The following is an 18,117-nucleotide window of genomic DNA, read 5'->3' as shown; positions in this document are numbered from 1 at the left end:
GGAAGTGTAGCCGCGACGTGTTTCACATCCACGATCACATGGCACGGAGGCGGTTACGATTCGGCATCCCCTTGGTCACTCGTCCGCCAAGTGCCGTCGCAACCGTCAAAATCCGGGCACCTGGGCCCTTGACAGCCGGGTCTCCTGGCCGGGAGTGCCCCGAACGACAGTCGGCCCATCCCGCGCCCTCGTGCCGACCGCGATACTGGACGTATGACTTCCAGGCTCGCGCGACTCGTGGCCGTCCTGCTCCTCCTGGCCGCCGCGGGCTGCGGCGGCCAGGCCGGAACGTCGCGATCGTCGTCGTCCCCCGGACCGGGGTCGGCGACACCGTCCGGTAGCACCACGCCGGCGCCGGGGACGGCCGCGCCGTCGTCCACCCCGGACGCCTCGCCCGACCGGACGACGTCGCCACCGTCCACGGCGCCGGCGGCCCCGTCGGGCCGCGAACTGCTGGAGGGCATGACGCTGGCGGAGAAGGTCGGGGAGATCCTCATGGTGGGAGTGCCGGTGGGCGGTGGACGCGAGACGGCGGCCGAGGCGATCCGCGAGCACCACGTGGCGAACGTCTTCCTGCACGGCCGGACCCAGGCAGGCCAGGGCCCGGTGCGCCGCCTGGTCGCCGAGTTCCGCACGATCGGCGCCACCGCGAACCCGCGCGATCCGCTCATGCTCGTGGCCACCGACCAGGAGGGCGGCGCCGTCCAGGTGCTCCGCGGCGACGGGTTCAGCGACATCCCGAGCGCCGTGGACCAGGCGGCCCTGCCTCCCGACGAGCTGCGCGGCATGGCCCGGACGTGGGGCACGGAACTGGCGGACGTGGGCGTGAACCTCAACCTCGCTCCCGTGGCGGACGTGGTGCTGGCGCAGTCCGCGGCGTCGAACGCCCCGATCGGGGCCAACCATCGCAACTACGGCTACACGCTGGACTCCGTCGTGGCCGGATCGGTGGCCTTCGGCCAGGGACAGCGCGCGGCCGGGGTCGCCACCGCCCCCAAGCACTTCCCCGGGCTCGGCCTGGTGTCCGGAAACACGGACACGGCCACGGGCGTGACCGACACGGTGACGGGGCCGGGGGCGAAGTCCGTGTCCGCGTTCGCCGCGAACGTGGAGTCGGGAAGTGAGTTCGTGATGATGTCGTCGGCCTTCTACAGCAAGATCGACGCCGAACGGCCGGCCGTGTTCAGCCCCGCGGCGATCGATCTGCTGCGCGACGACCTCGGGTTCGACGGCGTCGTCATGACGGACGACCTCTCCGCGGCCGCCCAGGTCCAGGCCTGGAGCCCCGGCGACCGTGCCGTGCTCGCGGTCGAGGCCGGTGTGGACCTGGTGCTCGCCTCGGCCGACCCGACCACGGCGGCGCCGATGGCGCAGGCGCTCGTCGAGCGCGCCGAGGAGGACCCGGGCTTCGCGAGCCGGGTCGACGAGGCCGCCGCCCGGGTCCTGGACGCCAAGTCGGTGCTGAACGGCTGACGGTCCTCACTCGGCGAGGCCGAGCACCTCCAGGATCCACGCGTGCTCGAAGGCGATCTGCTCCCAGGTCGCGTAGCGCCCGGAGACGCCTCCGTGGCCCGCCTGCATCTCGATCTTGAGCAGGGCCGGAGCACCCGCGGCCCGCAGACGCGCCACCCATTTCGCCGGCTCGACGTACATCACGCGCGTGTCGTTGAACGACGTCGTGGCGAGCACCTGCGGGTAGTGCGAGGCGTCGTCGGGGACGTTCTCGTACGGGCTGTACGACTTCATGTAGGCGTAGACCGCGGCGTCGTGCAGTGGGTCGCCCCACTCGTCCCACTCGGTGACGGTGAGCGGGAGGGAGGGGTCCAGCATGGATGTCAGGGCGTCCACGAACGGGACCCCGGCGAGCACACCCCCGAAGGCGTCGGGTGCGAGGTTCAGTGCGGCTCCGACGAGCAGGCCACCGGCCGATCCACCGTCCGCCACCGTCCGTTCCGGCGTGCTCCAGCCCGCGGCCGCGAGGTGCCGTGCACAGGCCACGTAGTCCGTGAAGGTGTTCGCCTTGTGGTCGAGCTTGCCGCCGTCGTACCAGCGCCGCCCCATCTCTCCACCGCCCCGCACGTGCGCGATCGCGAACACCACGCCCCGCTCCAGCAGCGAGAGACGCGGGATCGAGAAGTACGGGTCGAGCGACATCTCGTAGGCGCCGTAACCGTAGAGCAGCACCGGGGCCGGCGCGGCCGGCACGCCGTCGTCCCCGAGCACGACCCTGTCCTTGCGCCAGACGAGGGAGATCGGGACGCGGGTACCGTCCTCGGCGACGGCCCATTCCCGGCGCTGCGCGTACTCGTCCGGGTCGAAGCCCCCGAGCACCGGCGTCTGCTTCAGGAGCGTGCGCTCGCCCGTCGCCACGTCGTAGTCGTAGACGGCGGACGGCGTCACGAACGAGGTGTATCCCACGAGCAGGTTGGGCTGCTCCCAGACGCCGACGCCCGCGCCGACCGATTCCAGCTCCTGCCCGAAGGCGATCTCCTCGAAGCGCCAGGAGGCCGCGACCGGTGCGGCCGGTGCCGGCCTGCCGGACTCCACGAGCTGCGGCCTGATCTCGGGTGCCGGCGGTGCCGGGGCGGCACCCGGGTCCGCAGAGGTGCCGGACCGGCCGACGAGCCCGCCCGGAGTGTCGAGGCGCAGGATCCCGCTGCGGCCGATCGCGCCGCGCCGGTAGTAGAGCACCAGGTAGCGCTCGGAGGCGGAGATGCCCTCGAGCCGGACGTCCGGATCGTGCGGTACGACGACGTCGCCCCACCCGGCCACTCCCCCGGTCCCGGGCACGTCGGCGACCGTGAGCTCGAAGTTCTCCGCGTTCTCGTTGTGCAGGACCAGGAGCACGTCGCGGCCGCCGCGCGGCGCGTCACCGGCGGGCGACACCGACTCCGGCAGGACCGCGTGCTCCACCGAGTACTCGACCCCCTCGGCCCGGGGCCGCACGCAGCGGAACTCGCCGGCGGGGTCGTCGGCCTCGAGGATCCAGCACTCGCTCGTCACCTTCGAGGCGAGCTCGATCATGAGGTACTTCTTGGAGCGGCTCACGCCCGCGCCCATCCAGTACCGCTCGTCCGGCTCGTCGAACACCATCACGTCGTCGTCCCGCGACGTGCCGATGCGGTGTCGCCACAGGCGGTGCGGGCGCCACGCCTCGTCCACGGTCTGGTAGAAGACGTGCACCCCGTCGGGGGCGAAGAACGCCCCCGGCGCCGTGCCGGGCACCTCGTCGTCGAGGTCAGTGCCCGTGCTCAGATCGCGGATGCGTAGCGTGTACCGCTCGTCCCCGGCCGTGTCGACGGCATAGAGAAGCAGGCCGCCGTCGTCGGACACGTCGAACGTACCGAGCGAGAAGAAGTCGTGGCCGTCCGCCTCGACGTTCTGGTCGAGCAGGACCTGCTCACCCGGCACGGGCTCGCCCGGTTCGAGCACGCGCGGCGTCCAGTCGTCCGGGTCGCTCACCTCGTAGCGTGCGTGGATCGGGTACTGCTTGCCCTCCTCGGTGCGGGAGTAGTACCACCAGCCACCGTCGCGGGACGGCAGCGACAGATCCGTCTCCTGCGTGCGGGCCTTGATCTCGTCGAAGATGGCCTGCCGCAGAGGAGCCAGGTGCTCGAGACGCGCCATGGTCCACGAGTTCTCCGCCTCGAGGTGCGCGACGACCTCCGGGTCGTCCTTGCGCCGCAGCCACTCGTACTCGTCGGTGAACGTGTCACCGTGATGGGTACGGGTGGTCGGTCGGCGAGCCGCGACGGGAGGCATGACGGTCTGATCCACCGCATCAGCCTAATGTCGCCACCGCGTGCGGGACGAAGATTTCCACAGCTTCCCCCGTGCCCTGCCGTACCGAAATCGGTTCAGTCCACCGCGGCCGCGATCGCCTCGACGAACGCGTCCACCTCCGGCTCGGTCGTGGCCCACGAGCACATCCAGCGAGCCTCGACACGGTCCGGCGTCTCGCCGTCGGCCCAGTCGTAGAAGCGGAACCGCGCACGCACGGCGTCCGCGGCGCGGCGGGGCAGGCTCGCGAAGACGACGTTGGCCTCGGTGGGGTGCGTGACACGGACGACGTCGCCCGGCAGCGTGCGCTCGACCGCTGCCCTCAGGCGAGCCGCCATGGCGTTGGCATGCCGCGCGTTGCGCAGCCAGAGGGGCTCGCGGCCCGACGGCGACGCCGCTCCCGGTGTCGCGCCGGGACCCGGCACGCCGGCGGCACCGGCTGCCGTTCGCTGGCTCCCGGCCCCGTCGGGTTCGCCCAGCAACGCGAGGAGCTGGGCCGATACGAACCGAGCCTTCGAGGCCAGCTGCATCGTCTGCTTCCGCAGGTACGGGATCGTCTCGACGAGTCCGGCGTCGGCGCCGCCGTCGAGCACCACGACGGCCTCACCGATCATGCCGCCGTTCTTCGCGGCGCCCAGCGAGAGGATGTCCACGCCGGCATCCGTGGTGAGCTCCCGCAGCCCGGTCCCCAGAGATGCCGCGGCGTTGGCGAGCCGCGACCCGTCGACGTGCACGAGCATCCCGAGGTCGTGGGCGGCCTCCGTGAGCGATCTGAGCTCCTGGAGCGAGTAGACGGTACCGAGCTCCGTGGACTGCGTCAGCGACAGGACCGCGGGCTGGGCACGGTGGGGGTTGCCGAGGTCACGCGACCAGCTGCGCACCGCCTCGGTGGTGATGCGACCGTGGGTGGAGGGGCACACGAGCAGCTTGAGGCCGCCCACCCGTTCCGGGGCACCGTTCTCGTCCGTGTTGGCGTGCGCGACATCGCTCAGCACCACCCCGCCCCAGCGCGGCGCTGCCGCCATCAGGCTGATCACGTTGGCACCCGTACCGATCAGCACGGGGAACACGGCGGCCTTCGGGCCGAAGAGCTCACGGGTCCGCGCCTGGAGGCGGTCCGTGGTGGCGTCGTCCCCGTAAGGGACGTCCGGTCCGCCGTTCGCGGCGGTCAGGGCGGCCATCACCTCGGGGTGGACGGGAGCGTAGTTGTCGGAGGCGAAGTGTTGCACGGACCCATTGTCCGCGCCCGGCACGGGTCCCGTCCGCACGGTCGCCCGTCCGACGGCGGTCCCTGGTGGTGACGAGGTGCCGACCCGGCGCGCCGGGTCGCGACGGGAGCACGGCCGGGGCACGACGGCGGCCCGGGCCGTCTCGTACGGAGATGACCCGGGCCGCCGTCGTGCCGCACCGAGGGTCTCGCCGGTACCCGGCGAGACCCTCGGACGAGCCGGCGCCGAGCCGGCTCGCTCACATCACTCGATCGAGCCCTCGACCGCGTTGGTCCACTCGATCGTGTTGTCGTCCTGGTACTCGTACACGCCGATGAACGCGGACGACGGGTCGTTGTCCTCGTTCAGCGGGCCGATGCCCGAGACACCGACGTAGCGGATCTCGTCACCGTTCTCGAGCGCCTCGACGCCCTCCTCGAAGGAGGTCACCTCGACGCTGCCCTCCTCGGCGCCGGAGACGGCCTTGATGTTCTCCGCGATGGTCGCGCCGTCGGTGCCCTCGCCACGCACGGCCGCGAGCGCGGCCAGGATCGTGGCGTCGTAGGACTCCGGACCGTAGGAGTAGTCCTCGAGCGGCGAGCCCTCGGTCTCCTCGTAGTAGTCCGAGAGGCGCTGCTGGAAGTCCTCCTCGGCCTGCGCCCCCGGGATGGTGCCGACCACGCCGGAGAGCGTGCCCTCGTCGAAGTCACCCTCGTAGGAGGCGGTGTTGCCGTCGCAGAAGTAGGTGGTGCCGTCGAACTCCCAGCCCTGGGCCAGCAGCTCGGCGACGATCGCCTTGGTCTCCTCGAAGGCGATGATGCTGATCGCGTCGGGCTCCTGCGCGAGCAGGTCGGTCACCTGGGCGGCGAAGTTCGTCTCGCCGGGCTGGAACTCCTGCCCCTCGCCGGTGCCGCCGTAGACGACCTCGGCGCCACCCTCCTCGAGCGTCTGCTGCACGTTGTCGCGCAGGCCGGTGCCGTAGTCCTCGTTCTGGACCAGGAAGCCCACCTTCTGGTGGCCCCCGTCCAGGACCAGGCTGCCGAGCGCCGAACCCTGCACCGTGTCCGGCGGGGCGGTGCGTGCGTAGAAGTCGCTGTAGCCGGACAGCGTCGTGGCGGTGTTCGCCGGAGAGATCTGCATGATCTCCTGCTCCGCGAACTTGTCGACGACGTTCGCCGACACGGCCGAGGATGCCGCGCCGATCACGACCGAGACGTCCTGGCTGATGAGGTCCGCAGCCGTCGAGTTCGACACCGAGTAGTCGGTGGTGTCGCCCGAGTCGCCGGGGATCAGCTCGACATCGTTGCCCAGCACGCCGCCGGCCTCGTTGATGTCCTGGACCGCCAGGCCGACGCCGGCGACCTCGGGCGGGCCGAGGAATGCGAGGGTGCCGGTGATGGGCAGGATGGTGCCCACCTTCAAGGGCTCATCGGATCCACCGCCCGAGGTTGTCGAGCAGGCCGTGAGGCCAAGACTGAGGACCGCGGCGAGCGCGAGCCCGCGTGCGGCCGTGGAACGTCGATTCATGCTCATTCCCTTCAAACGGGAGTAGTTCTGCGTGACGCGGCACCTTGCCGCGTCGTGCCGTCGAAAGTAGCCATGCTGTGTCACGCCAGTGTGACGAGCGCCTCTCCAGGTCGGATCGTTACGGTGCTGTGACCTCGGCGTGACCGGACCCGTTCCCGAACGTTCACCACACCGCCCGCACATATCACAGGCCGAGCGCGGAATCCGTGTGTAGGCTTGGTGCCGTTGCAGTGCGATCGTTCTTCCAAGAGATGACGACGACACCGTGATTGACCGCGATCCCGAAGGCCGGGGTCGTCACCTCTTGCAAGGAGCAAGCATGGCATTCGGAACCGTCAAGTGGTTCAACGCTGAGAAGGGCTTCGGCTTCATCGCCCCCGAGGAGGGCGGAAGCGACGTCTTCGCCCACTACAGCGCCATCCAGACCAACGGCTACCGCACGCTGGAAGAGAACCAGCGCGTGGAGTTCGACGTGAAGCAGGGCCCCAAGGGCCTGCAGGCGGAGAACATCCGCCCCGCGTGATCTGACCCGGGCACTGCCCGCACACGAAGGGCCCGGCCCCCGCAGAGGGGGCCGGGCCCTTTGGTGTGCGGTGCCAGGACGGCGCGTCAGAACTCTCCGCCGCCGAAGTCGAACCCGCCGCCGTCGCCGCCGAACATGTCGCCGAAGAAGCCGCCGCCCTCGCCACCGGCCGCCTCGGCGGCACCCGCGTCCATGCCCGACGCCTCCACGGCGCCGGCGTCCGCTCCGGCGAGATCCGGTTCGCCGCCGTCGCCGGCCGCCTCCTCACCGCCGGCGCCCTCCTCGCCGGCGCCCGCGTCCTCCGCGGCTGCCTCGTCGGCTCCTGCCTCCTCGGCGTCGGCCGCGTGCTCCTGTGTCGGGTCACCGAAGGTCGGCCCGAAGAGCGCGTTCGCGACCGCGGACCCGATCACGACGCCACCGATCGTCCCGAGCAGGCTCGCCCCGAGCGTGGCACCGAACGAGGGCCCGCCGAAGCTCCGCTGCAGCGTGCCGGGCTCTCGCATCTCGGCGCGGGTCGCCGTGCGCGCGAGGTCCCGCGGGTCGTCGGACACCGCCCGCTCGTGCGGAGGTACGTTCGAGTTCAGCTCGGCGAGGACCTTCTGCCGCTGCTCGGGCGTGAGCTTGGCGAATGCCTCGGCGTGCGCCTCTTCCAGGGCGTCGGGCGGCGCGGTGCGCAGCATGTACTTGTAGCGGTCGATGGCAACGTCGTCCGGGGAACGTTCGCCGGCGTTCCGGCCCTGCGGTGCGCCCTGTCCCGGAAGGGGCGCCGGCTGCGCCCCGTACTGCGGTGCGGCGGTCGGCGCCTGGCCTCCCTGCGAGCCGTACGGCCCGTACTGCTGGTAGGGGTCCTTCGGCTCACGGCCGAGGAGTCGGTCGAGGAAGCCCATCTCATCCCTTTCGTCGAGCGGTCATCGTGTCAACGACTTCGCACGGCGGCAGGTTCCGAGGTGCGGCGCGCGTCCCGGCCCTCGTCGTTGTCGGTGTCTCCTGGTAGACCGGTGGCATGTTCCTCCTGGAGCCGGGACGCCCCGAGACCCTCGTGCACTCCGCCAGTGACCTGGTCCTGGCCGGTGAGTGCGAGTTCCGGCTGCTGCGGCGGCTCGACGAGTTGCTGGGGCGTGTCCCGCGGCGGCAACGCGATGAGGACGAGATGCTCGCGCGTACCGCGGCCCTCGGCGACGTGCACGAGGGCCGTGTCCTCGCCTCCTACCAGGCACGGTTCGGCGTGACGACCCTTCCGGAGCGGGCAGCCGGCGGGCCGGTGGGCGGGGTGTTCAGCGTGCCCGTGGCACGGCGGATGTCGTTCGACGAGCTCACGGCCGCGCACGAGCGCACGCTCGCGGCCGTCGAACACGGGGCCGACGTCGTCTTCCAGGCGTCCTTCTTCGACGGCCGCTTCCACGGCCGGGCGGACTTCCTGGTCCGCGACCCGCTGCACGGGACAGCTCAGGACCGGGCCGGGCACCCGGTGCGCGGCGCGCTCGACGCCGGGCCCGCTCGGCCGGCCGAGCGGCCCACCGCGGAAGCGGGACCGGTCACGGACGGGGCGTCCCGCCCGCGCTACGCCGTCTACGACAGCAAGCTGGCACACCGGGCGAAGGTTCGTGCCCTGCTCCAGCTCGCGGCGTACGCCGACCAGTTGATCGCGGCGCGGATCGACCCCACCGACCAGATCCACCTGATCCTCGGCGACCGCTCCGAGAGCCACCACGACCTCGGCGACGTCCTGCCGGTGTTCCGCCGTCGCCGCGAACGCCTGCTGCAGGTTTTGGGCGAGCACGTCGACGACGACGCCCCGGCGGACTGGGCCGACGACAGGTGGCTGACGTGCGGCCGCCTCGGTACGTGCGAGGACTGCGCCGAGGCGGCCGGCACGCGCCGTGACGTCCTCCTGGTCCGAGGGGTGTACGAGAGGCAGCGGACCCGCCTCTCGGCGGCAGGGCTCACCACCATCGACGCCCTCGCCACGGCGGACTCGGCACCGGAGGGCATGGCGGCGGTCCGGTTCGAGACCCTGAGGGAGCAGGCCCGCCTCCAGCTCGGCGTGGATGCCGGGCACGGTTCGGTCGCGCTGGACGGCGGCACGGCCGAGGGTTCCGGGAGGCTGCGCTGGAAGATCGTGGATCCGCAGCCGATCGACGATCTGCCGGATCCCTCTCCGGGTGATGTCTTCTTCGACTTCGAGGGCGACCCCCTCTGGGAGGAGCCCCGGCTCGCCGGGGAGCGTGCCGCGACGGGACTCGACTACCTGTTCGGCTGGGTCGAGCGGCCCGCGTCGCCGGGCGGCAGGCCGCCGTTCACCGGCCTGTGGGCGGACGACCTGACCGGCGAGCGTGACGCGCTCCTACGGTTCGTGGATCACGTGAACGCGCGCCGGCGCGTGTACCCGGGGATGCACGTGTATCACTACGCGCCGTACGAGAAGACCCACCTGTTGTCGATCGCCGCACGCCACGGCGTCTACGAGGACGAGGTCGACGACCTGCTGCGGGACGGGGTGCTCGTCGACCTCTACGCGGTGGTGCGGTCGGCGGTGCGGACCAGCGGCCGGTCGCTGTCGATCAAGAAACTGGAGCCGCTTTACATGGGCGACGATCCGGCACGCGAGGGAGTGAAGGACGCCGCGTCGTCGGTGATCGAGTACGCGGAGTACTGCCAGGCCGTGGTGGAGGGACGGCTGGACGATGCCGGTGCGCTGCGGCGGCGCATCCTGGAGTACAACGAGTACGACTGCCGGTCGACGTTGCGACTGCTGGACTGGTTGCGGTGGGCCCGGTCCCGCGTGGCCGGTCGGGCGGCTCCGGGACCTTCCGCGCCCGGCGCCCCGTCCGGCGAGGGCCCGCGGAGCTCGCGGAGCCCCGCGGCGAGCCCCGCGCCGGACGCCGCGGGCGAGACGGCTCCGCAGGCGGCACGGCGGGAGACGCGGGAGCGGCGGGCAGCACTGGCGAGGGACGTCCGGGAGGCCGCGGGCGAGCGCGCGGAGCTGCGAAGCACCCAGGAGCAGGCGCTGGCTCTGCTCGGCGCCGCCGTCGAGTACCACGTCCGCGAGGCCAAACCGTTCTGGCAGGAGCACTTCGGGCGACTGCAGCTGCCCGTCGACGAGTGGGCCGGCCGGGGGTCGGCGTTCGGCGTGGAGCGCGGGCGGGTCGTCCGGGAGTGGGGCGTCGAGCCGGGGAGGAGGACTCCGTCGCGGGACGTCGAACTCACGGGGCGGATGCTGGACGCCTCGCGGATCGAGGACTCCGACCTGGCAGCAGGCGCGGCGGTGGAGGTCCTCTACGACCAGCCGGTGCCGCCGGCCGTGCGGAGCGTGCCGGAGCGTGCCGTACGCGGAGCTCATTCCGGTGGCGAGATCGTCGAGGTCAGATCGGGTAGCGGGGCCGCGGACGACGACGTCGTCGTCCTCCGGGAGCGGCTCCGGCGGGGCGCCGGCGAGCACCACCAGTTCCCGGTCGCCCTCGCGCCGGGAGCCGGTCCGGGCCACGGCCCGCAGGAGCAGGCGATCGAGGAAGCGGCGTCGGCCGCACTGCGCTCCTGGCGTGCCGACCGACGTCTACCGGGCGGGCCCGCCGCGGACCTCCTGGAACGCCGTCCGCCCCGGCTGGTGGGCCAGGGCGGACTGCCGGCGCTCCGGGATCACGGCGACCTGGTGGAGACGCTGGAACGGGTCCTGCGGTCCGTGGAGGATTCCTACCTCGCCGTGCAGGGACCACCCGGAACCGGCAAGACGCGCCTGGGTTCGCAGGTGGTCGCTCGGCTGGTCGCCGACGGATGGCGGGTCGGCGTCGTCGCGCAGTCGCACGCCGCCGTCGAGAACATGCTGCACGCCGCCGTGGTCCGGGCCGGGGTACCCGCCGATGTCGTGGCCAAGAAGAGGCACGACACCGGCATGCCACGCGGGCGTGGGCTGCCCCGGGCCGCCGCCGGTGCGACGGACGAGCCGCTCGCACCTCCGTGGCGGGAGCTGGGCGCCGACGAGCTCGCGAACTTCTGTGCCGGACAGCCGCACGGATGCGTGGTGGGCGGAACGGCGTGGGATTTCGCGCACCAGCGCTGGCCCGCCGGAGGGCTCGATCTGCTCGTGATCGACGAGGCGGGGCAGTTCTCGTTGGCCGACACCATCGCCGTCGCCCGCTCGGCCCGGCGTCTCCTGCTGCTCGGCGATCCCCAGCAGCTACCTCAGGTGACCCAGGGCAGGCACCCGGAGCCCGTGGACTCGTCCGTGCTCGGCTGGCTCGCGGGGACGGAGGCCGTACTACCAAGTGAGCTCGGGTACTTCCTCGACGCCTCGTGGCGCATGCACCCCGCACTGTGCCGCAAGGTGTCGGAGCTCGCCTACTCCGGGAGGCTGAGCGCCCATCCGGCGGCCGCGGAACGGTCACTCGCCGGCGTGGCGCCGGGCGTGGGCCACGTTCTCGTGCCGCACGAGGGAAACCGGGTCTCCTCGCCCGAGGAGGCGGACGAGGTCGTCCGCCAGGTCGAGTCGCTCATGGGCCGCGAGTGGTCCGACCCCGGCACCGGGCGGGCCGGCCCGCTGCACCAGGAGGACGTCGTCGTGGTGGCGGCCTACAACGCGCAGGTGCAGGCCACCCGGCGGGCACTCGCCCAGGCCGGCCTGGAGCGCGTACCCGTCGGCACCGTCGACCTCTTCCAGGGGCGCGAGGCGCCGGTGACGATCCTGACGCTCGCCGCGTCGTCGCCCCATGACGTCTCGCGCGGCATGGGGTTCCTGCTGTCCCGGAACCGCCTGAACGTCGCCGTGTCCCGCGCCCAGTGGCGGGCGGTGGTGGTGCGCTCACCACGGCTGACCGACTACCTTCCGGGCGACCTCGAGGCCGACGGACTCCGGCACCTTCTCGACCTCGGTGCCTTCCTCCGGCTCACCTCCGCATGACGGGCCGACGACGACACGGCAGGACCCCGCAGAATACCGCCTCGCTCCTGCGGTAGGGCAAAATGTCCGATCGGTGGGCCGCTCTCCTGGCTTTTTCGACGCCAGATGCTCCATAGTGGCCCCGCCCCCACGTTGAAGGAGAAACCATGGCCGTGCGCTTCAACCCGCCCCCGGGTTGGCAAGTGCCCCCGGGATTCCGACCCGACGCCAGCTGGGTGCCCGACCCGTCGTGGCCCCCGGCGCCACCCGGCTGGGAGTACTGGATCAACGAGCCGAGCCCTGCTCCGCCCATGCCGCCGGCCCCGCCCGCGGAGCTGCCGTCCTCCTCGGCGCCGCCGCACTCGGCGAGGGCGGACACGCCCGCGCAGGAGCGGGGCCGAACAGCGGCAGCGGCCGCCGGCCAGGTCCCGCGGACCGCCGCTGCCGACGAGACGACCGTACGCCGTGCGCCCCATGACGCCGAGGTCACGCGGGCACTCGACGAGCCGACCGCCGCCTTGCCGCCGGCTGTCTCCGAGGCGGGCCGGCCGAGTGCGGACGAGACGATGATCCGCCCGGCCCCCGGTCACGATGGTCCCGCACCGCGCGAGGACACGAGCACGATGGCGCTCGAAGCCGTGCCCGGTGGCGGGGCGCCGGCGCCTCATGTGCGAAGCCAGGTCCCGCCGGGACAGGCCCCTCCCCCGCCCCCCGGTGTACCGGCCGGTCCCGGCTTCGGAGGCTACGGCGGCCCGGCCGGCCCCGGTGCCCCGGGCACCGGTGGCCCCGGCATGCTGCCGCCCGACGGGCAGGCGCCGAGGAGTTCCGTGGCCGCGATGGGCCAGAGCCTCCTCGGTTCTCTCAAGAACCTCGGCAACAGGTCCCGCACGAGCGACCCGGTGGGTCCGCCGATGCCCGGCGGCCCCGGCGGCCCCATGCCACCCGGTCCGGGCAGACCCGGTCCGGGCAGCCATCCTCCCGCCGGCCGCCCTGCCGGCGCCCGGGGAGGGGCCAAGGCGCCCGGAACGCCGCTGCTGGTCGGTGTCGGAATCGCCGGCGCGGCCCTCGGCGTGATCATCGGGGTCATCGTCACCGCCGGCCTGCAGGCGGACGCCAACCAGGCGATCACCAACGCCGAGCGGATCAAGGCCGAGGTGGCCGCCGAACGCGAGCAGCTCGACAAGGACGCCGCGCAGCTCAAGGAGCAGCGCGACGAGGTGGCGCAGCGCGAACAGGAGCTCAGCAAACGCGAGACGGAGCTCACGAGGAACGAGCGGGAGCTCAACGAGCAGCGCGAGCAGCAGGAGCGGGAACAGCAGGAACAGCAGGAGCAGGAGGAGAACGACCAGGGGAACAACGGCAACGGGAACGGCGGCTTCCAGTTCTTCTTCACGTGCGACGACGTGCGCACGGCCGGGCGTGCACCGCTCCACGAGTCCGATCCGAGCTACCGCTGGGATCTTGACAGGAACGGCAACGGCTTGGCCTGCGAGGACGGCGAGTAGCAGCGGGAGAGTGAACGGCCCGAGGCAGAACCCCAGATTTCTGCCCCGGGCCGTTCGTTTGTTCCCGCCGGAGGAACCCAGACTCCGGCGGGAAGTCTTGTGCGGCCCTCACGGGCCGGGTGGCGTCAGCCTCCGGAGTCGCCCCCGAGGACGCCTCCGTCGTCGTCGGCATCGCCGCCGACGACATCGCCCACACCGCCGAGCACGCCTTCGAGGAGCTTGCCGACGCCGTCGGTCACGGTCTCGATCGGACCGGTCGGGTCGTCCTGGTCCGACTCGCTCGGAGTGGGGCCCGGGGCCGTCGGCGACGGGTCCTCGGGACCGTCGTTCTCACCTGCCACGGGAAGTTCGATCCGCCCGTCCTGGACCGCGACGGCCGCCTCGGTCAGATCGATGAGGCACTGGCGCCACTTCCCGGCGTCGATCCCGTCGGGGACGCTGCCCAGTGTGTCCTCGGTCAGCCCTGAGGGTGCCGTCCACGGCTCGCCCTCGCGCGACGAGACGCACACCTCCATGGCCGCGACGACGGGCTTCGCGGAGCCGTCCACCATGGCCAGGCCGAGTTCCGTGACCAGCGGGGAGAGAGCCGCGCCGGAAGGACGTCCGACGGTGTCGCCGGCCGGGTCGTAGGTGACGGTGCACCGGGGCGATGTCGCCCGGCACCACGAGGCGCCCCACCTGTCGCCGTCCGTGTAGACGAAGCCACGCGGTTCGACCTGCGAGCGCACCTCGGCGACGCGTAGCCAGACCTGACCGTCGCCGAGGACGTCGAACGGGGTGATCCGGGCCGAGGTCGTCGAGGCGTCGTCCGCGACCACCGGCTGGTCCAGCACGAGGTGCTGGGTTCCCGACGAGAGACCGGACGTGAGGCCGAAGACCAGCGACGATCCGCCGTCGGCCCGTCGCACCATCGCGTCGTTCGTGACACCGTCCCAGAGCAACGTGCCCGCGGTGCCGCCACGGGCCATCGTCGCGAAGTCACGGTCCGTGCCGGCGAAGACGCGCAGTGCCTTCCAGATGGTCTCGCCGTCCTCGGTCCCGAGATCGACCTGGGCGAAGAAGCGCGAGTCCTCGCTCCACGCGCCGATCCCGAGATCGACGAGCGCGGTGTCGTCGTCGGCCATGACCGTGACCGGCTCCGTGACCTGCCAGACACCAGGGCCCGCCTTCGCGACCTGTGCCGATTCGGCCGGAAGGGTGGACGGGCCGGCCGTCTGCGTGGTCGGCTCGGCCGTGGGCGCGGGCTCGGCGTCGACCGGCCCTCCGTCGGAACTCACCGACGACGACGGCGACACCTGTACCGGGGCGTCGCTCCACAGCCCTGGCACACCGGGCAGCGCACCGGCCGCACCGAAGCCCGCGGTGCTCAACGCCAGGCCGGCGGCGGCGGCGTAACCCGCGCGCCGGGCGGTGTGCTTGCGACGGCTGGATCGCAGCACGGAGTCCACGTCGAGGGTCGAGCTCCCGGCCGCCTCGAAGGCGGTGTCGCGGAGGCGGGAGACGAATTCCTGATCGGACAGGTGGTCGCTCATCGGGCACCTCCCCGTGCTTCCAGGATCGTGCGCAGCTGGGAGAGACCGCGTGACGCGGTCGACTTGACCGTGCCGAGCGGCATGCCGAGCTCACGGGCGACCTCGGTCTCGGACAGGTCGAGCAGGTGCCGCATCACGACGACCCGGCGCTGCTTCAGCGGTAGCTGGAGCAGCGCGCGGACGACGGCGTCGCGGTCCTCGACCGTGCGAGTGGCCGACGTGGCGACGACACCCGCACGCGGGGCCCCGTTTCCGGCGGCCGGTTCGTTGAGGAGATCCTCCGGGCCCGCGAGTACCTCCCGGCGCGTCCGGCGCCACGTGTCGATACGCAGGTTCGCGAGGATCCGGCGGGCGTAGACGAGCGGTTCGCCCTGGCGAGCCTTGTGCCAATGTCGGTAGCAGCGCTCGAAGGTCTGCTGCGTCAGTTCCTCGGCTCGGTGCCGGTCACCGCAGAGGAGGAAGGCCATCCGGTGCAGCGGGTCGCGGGCGGAGCGCATGAACTCCGTGAACTCCGCATTCTTGTCCGTGACCTGTGCACCTCCGGCAGTTGCGCGTTCGGAATCCGGCCGTCGCGCGCTGCCACGCACTGCCGCGTGGCGGATCTGGGCACCCACGCGGCCCGAGGCTACGGCATCCTCTGACCTGTCGCGATAGTCGACAGGCGGTTGAACGACATTGCCTCGGTCATGCTCGCGCTCCTGGCCCGCCGGGGCGTCGTCGAGGTCGGCACCGGCCGGGCCGGGCTCGGCCGGTGCCGGGTCGACGAGTCCGGTTCCCGGCGCACCGGCCGGACCGCGGGAGGATGCCGCCGCCCCCTGCGCGGCGGCAACTCCCTCTGGCATGCCGTCCCAGGGCATGCCGTACGTCCCCGTGCCCTCGAAGAGGTCCACGACGACGCGCGCATCGGTCCGATGTGCGGGAACAGTGACGGCACGCGTGCAGTCGCACGCGTCGTGCCTGGAGATGCCTACGGCGACGTATGCCGGGGGCGGAACAACAACCGTCACGAACGGAACACGCGGCGGGTTCCCGAAAGGTTCCAGACAGTTCTGCAAATTCCGTCATATACCTCCGCTCCCGGGGCTGGTGGCAGCTCTGCCTTGCCGGAGACGCGTACTGCCGCGGTGCCGACCGGATGGTGCCGAGCACGCTCGCGACGTCTTACGGTTCCGTGACGGCGCCCGCGGACGGCAACGGGGTCGGCGGCCGCTCCCTATGCTGATGAGATGCCCCGAGTCCTGGTCGTCGACGACGACCGCACCGTCGCCGAGGTGGTCGTCGCCTACCTGGAGCGCGCCGGGATCGACGCGGACCATGCCGCGGACGGGCACACCGCGCTGGCCTCGGCCGCGGAGACGCCGCCGGACGCCGTCGTGCTCGATCTCATGCTGCCCGGGATCGACGGGCTGGAGGTGTGCCGCCGTCTGCGGCGAATCCGGCCCGACCTACCGGTTCTCATGCTCACCGCCCGTGGTGAGGAGGAGGACCGGGTGCTCGGCCTGGAGACCGGTGCCGACGACTACGTGACCAAACCGTTCAGCGCCCGGGAGCTCACCCTTCGCGTCCAGGCCCTGCTGCGCCGTACGGCAGGTTCTCGCCAGGCGGACCGGGAGCCGACGGGGCGCACCGGCCGGAGGGCACACCCCGGCCCAGGAGCCGCCGCTACCGCGGGCCTCGACCGCGGCACCGGCGGACCGGTAGGGCGTGGGGCCCTCGCGCCCGGCGGCTCGGTGCTGCGGGACGGCGACCTCGAGCTCGACGCCGACGCGCACCGCGTGATCCGGGCCGGTCGGGAGCTGTCGCTCACGACACGAGAGTTCGACCTGCTGCGCTGGTTCCTGTGCCACCCGGATCAGGTGCACGACCGGCCCGGCCTCATGCGTGAGGTGTGGGGCTGGGAGTTCGGCGACCAGTCGACCGTGACCGTGCACGTCCGGCGGCTGCGCGAGAAGGTCGAGACGGACCCCTCGAAGCCGGAACGCCTCGTGACCGTGTTCGGTGTGGGGTACCGCTGGAACCCCGCACCGGCGGGCGCGCGGTCGGCAGCACCACCCGGGAGTCCTCCGTGGGCGACGTGATGCTGGAGGGCGTCGCGCTGTCGGCCGGGGTGGCGGCCGCGGTCGGCGCGGTGGGGGCGTTCGCGGTCTTCGCGCTCGCCCGGCGACGTGCCGCGGTTGCCGCCGTGCTCGCGCCGCTCGTCGTCGTGGTGTCCGTCGCCGCCGGGGTGTACGCCAGCGTGCGCGCCATGTTCCTGTCCGACGAGGACTCGACGACCGTCCTGCTGCTGCTCGCGGCGGCGATCCCCGTAGCGCTCGGCGTCGGGATGGTGCTGGCCGTCCGGATCTGGCGGATCGCCGCGGAGGCCGCGGCGATCACGGCGGCCCGGGAGCGGGACCGCGAGATCGAGGCCGGCCGCCGCGAGATGGTCGCGTGGGTGTCCCACGACCTGCGCACACCGCTCGCCGCCGTCCGGGTGCTCGCCGAAGCACTGGAGGACGGCGTCGGCGACGACGCCGAGACGGTGCGCCGCATCCAGGCCGAGAACCGCCGGATGTCCGGCATGGTGGACGACCTCCTCGCGCTGTCACGCCTGCAGTCACCGGCGCTGGTCCTGCGTGCGCAGCTCGTGGACCTCCGGGATCTCGTCTCCGACGCCGTCGCCGCGGTCCGTCCGCTCGCCGACGCCGGAGACGTCCGGGTGGTCGAAGCCGACGGCGCGGGCGTGCTGGCCGTGGTCGATGCCCGGGAGGTGGCACGGGCGGTGGCGAACCTCCTCGTCAACGCGGTCCGGCACACGCCCCGTGGCGGGACGGTCACGGTGACCGCCCATCCGGCCCCGGACGATCCGGCGCAGGCGGGGCAGCGTTTCGCCGTCGTCGCGGTGCAGGACGAATGCGGGGGAATTCCCGAGGCGGACCTGTCCCGGGTCTTCGACCCGGGATGGCGCGGGACGCGAGCGAGGACGCCGGAGCGGGCGGCAGGGGGCGTCGTCGGCGGACAGGACGGTTCGCGTGAGAGCGGCGGAGCGGGTCTCGGACTCGCGATCGTCCGCGGGGTCGCCGACGTCCACGGCGGATCCGCCACGATCCGGAACGCCGGGGCGGGGTGTGTCGCGGAGCTGTGTCTGCCCGCCGGAGGCGAGCCTCGAACCGGAACATGAACATTGCGC

General features: G+C 72.4%; 12 protein-coding genes. 6 read left to right on the top strand and 6 right to left on the bottom strand.

Going from position 1 to position 18,117, the window contains the following annotated elements:
- Positions 1–213 precede the first annotated feature (213 nt).
- Positions 214–1,473, top strand: coding sequence for a glycoside hydrolase family 3 N-terminal domain-containing protein (locus J0911_RS10670; protein ID WP_207275446.1), 1,260 nt, complete (start codon positions 214–216; stop codon positions 1,471–1,473).
- Between the two features lie 6 nt (positions 1,474–1,479).
- On the opposite strand, the gene J0911_RS10665 is transcribed toward J0911_RS10670, so the two are convergent.
- From J0911_RS10665 to J0911_RS10655, 3 genes are all read right to left on the bottom strand, one after another.
- A complete protein-coding gene (locus tag J0911_RS10665; protein WP_207275520.1) occupies positions 1,480–3,762 on the bottom strand; it encodes a S9 family peptidase in 2,283 nt (760 codons plus the stop codon).
- Between the two features lie 95 nt (positions 3,763–3,857).
- Positions 3,858–5,009 carry a threonine aldolase family protein gene (locus J0911_RS10660; RefSeq protein WP_207275445.1) on the bottom strand — a complete coding sequence of 384 codons (1,152 nt, stop codon included), beginning with the start codon at positions 5,007–5,009 and terminating at the stop codon, positions 3,858–3,860.
- Positions 5,010–5,252: 243 nt separating this feature from the next.
- A complete protein-coding gene (locus J0911_RS10655; protein WP_207275444.1) occupies positions 5,253–6,515 on the bottom strand; it encodes an ABC transporter substrate-binding protein in 1,263 nt (420 codons plus the stop codon).
- 319 nt (positions 6,516–6,834) lie between these two features.
- Between J0911_RS10655 and J0911_RS10650 the strand changes: the two genes are divergently transcribed.
- The gene (locus tag J0911_RS10650) at positions 6,835–7,038 is read left to right on the top strand and encodes a cold-shock protein (RefSeq protein WP_123812835.1); all 204 of its coding nucleotides are present in this window, start codon (positions 6,835–6,837) and stop codon (positions 7,036–7,038) included.
- 86 nt (positions 7,039–7,124) lie between these two features.
- Here the strand turns inward: J0911_RS10650 and J0911_RS10645 are convergent, their stop codons facing one another.
- Positions 7,125–7,925 (bottom strand): hypothetical protein, encoded by an 801-nt coding sequence (locus J0911_RS10645; protein ID WP_207275443.1) that lies wholly within the window; start codon positions 7,923–7,925, stop codon positions 7,125–7,127.
- Positions 7,926–8,041: 116 nt separating this feature from the next.
- On the opposite strand from J0911_RS10645, the gene J0911_RS10640 reads away from it, so the two are divergent.
- Together J0911_RS10640 and J0911_RS10635 are read left to right on the top strand one after the other, a co-directional pair.
- Positions 8,042–11,932 carry a TM0106 family RecB-like putative nuclease gene (locus tag J0911_RS10640; protein WP_207275442.1) on the top strand — a complete coding sequence of 1,297 codons (3,891 nt, stop codon included), beginning with the start codon at positions 8,042–8,044 and terminating at the stop codon, positions 11,930–11,932.
- A 146-nt stretch (positions 11,933–12,078) separates the two neighbouring features.
- The gene (locus J0911_RS10635) at positions 12,079–13,416 is read left to right on the top strand and encodes an excalibur calcium-binding domain-containing protein (protein ID WP_207275441.1); all 1,338 of its coding nucleotides are present in this window, start codon (positions 12,079–12,081) and stop codon (positions 13,414–13,416) included.
- Between the two features lie 125 nt (positions 13,417–13,541).
- Here J0911_RS10635 and J0911_RS10630 read toward each other — a convergent pair whose 3' ends face one another.
- Positions 13,542–14,948 (bottom strand): hypothetical protein, encoded by a 1,407-nt coding sequence (locus tag J0911_RS10630; protein WP_207275440.1) that lies wholly within the window; start codon positions 14,946–14,948, stop codon positions 13,542–13,544.
- A complete protein-coding gene (locus tag J0911_RS10625; RefSeq protein ID WP_307865023.1) occupies positions 14,945–15,562 on the bottom strand; it encodes a SigE family RNA polymerase sigma factor in 618 nt (205 codons plus the stop codon). The genes J0911_RS10630 and J0911_RS10625 overlap by 4 nt, the downstream gene beginning before the upstream one ends.
- Positions 15,563–16,174: 612 nt before the next feature.
- Between J0911_RS10625 and J0911_RS10620 the strand changes: the two genes are divergently transcribed.
- Both J0911_RS10620 and J0911_RS10615 read left to right on the top strand, forming a co-directional pair.
- Positions 16,175–17,026 carry a response regulator transcription factor gene (locus J0911_RS10620; RefSeq protein WP_207275439.1) on the top strand — a complete coding sequence of 284 codons (852 nt, stop codon included), beginning with the start codon at positions 16,175–16,177 and terminating at the stop codon, positions 17,024–17,026.
- Positions 17,014–18,108 carry a sensor histidine kinase gene (locus tag J0911_RS10615; protein ID WP_207275438.1) on the top strand — a complete coding sequence of 365 codons (1,095 nt, stop codon included), beginning with the start codon at positions 17,014–17,016 and terminating at the stop codon, positions 18,106–18,108. Before J0911_RS10620 ends, J0911_RS10615 begins: the two co-directional genes overlap by 13 nt.
- Positions 18,109–18,117: the final 9 nt, after the last annotated feature.

The sequence above is a fragment of the Myceligenerans salitolerans genome (genome assembly GCF_017349295.1).
Classification (GTDB): Bacteria; Actinomycetota; Actinomycetes; order Actinomycetales; family Cellulomonadaceae; genus Myceligenerans; species Myceligenerans salitolerans.
Note: the sequence above shows the minus strand (reverse complement) of the source record. Positions and strands in the feature narration are given on the sequence as shown.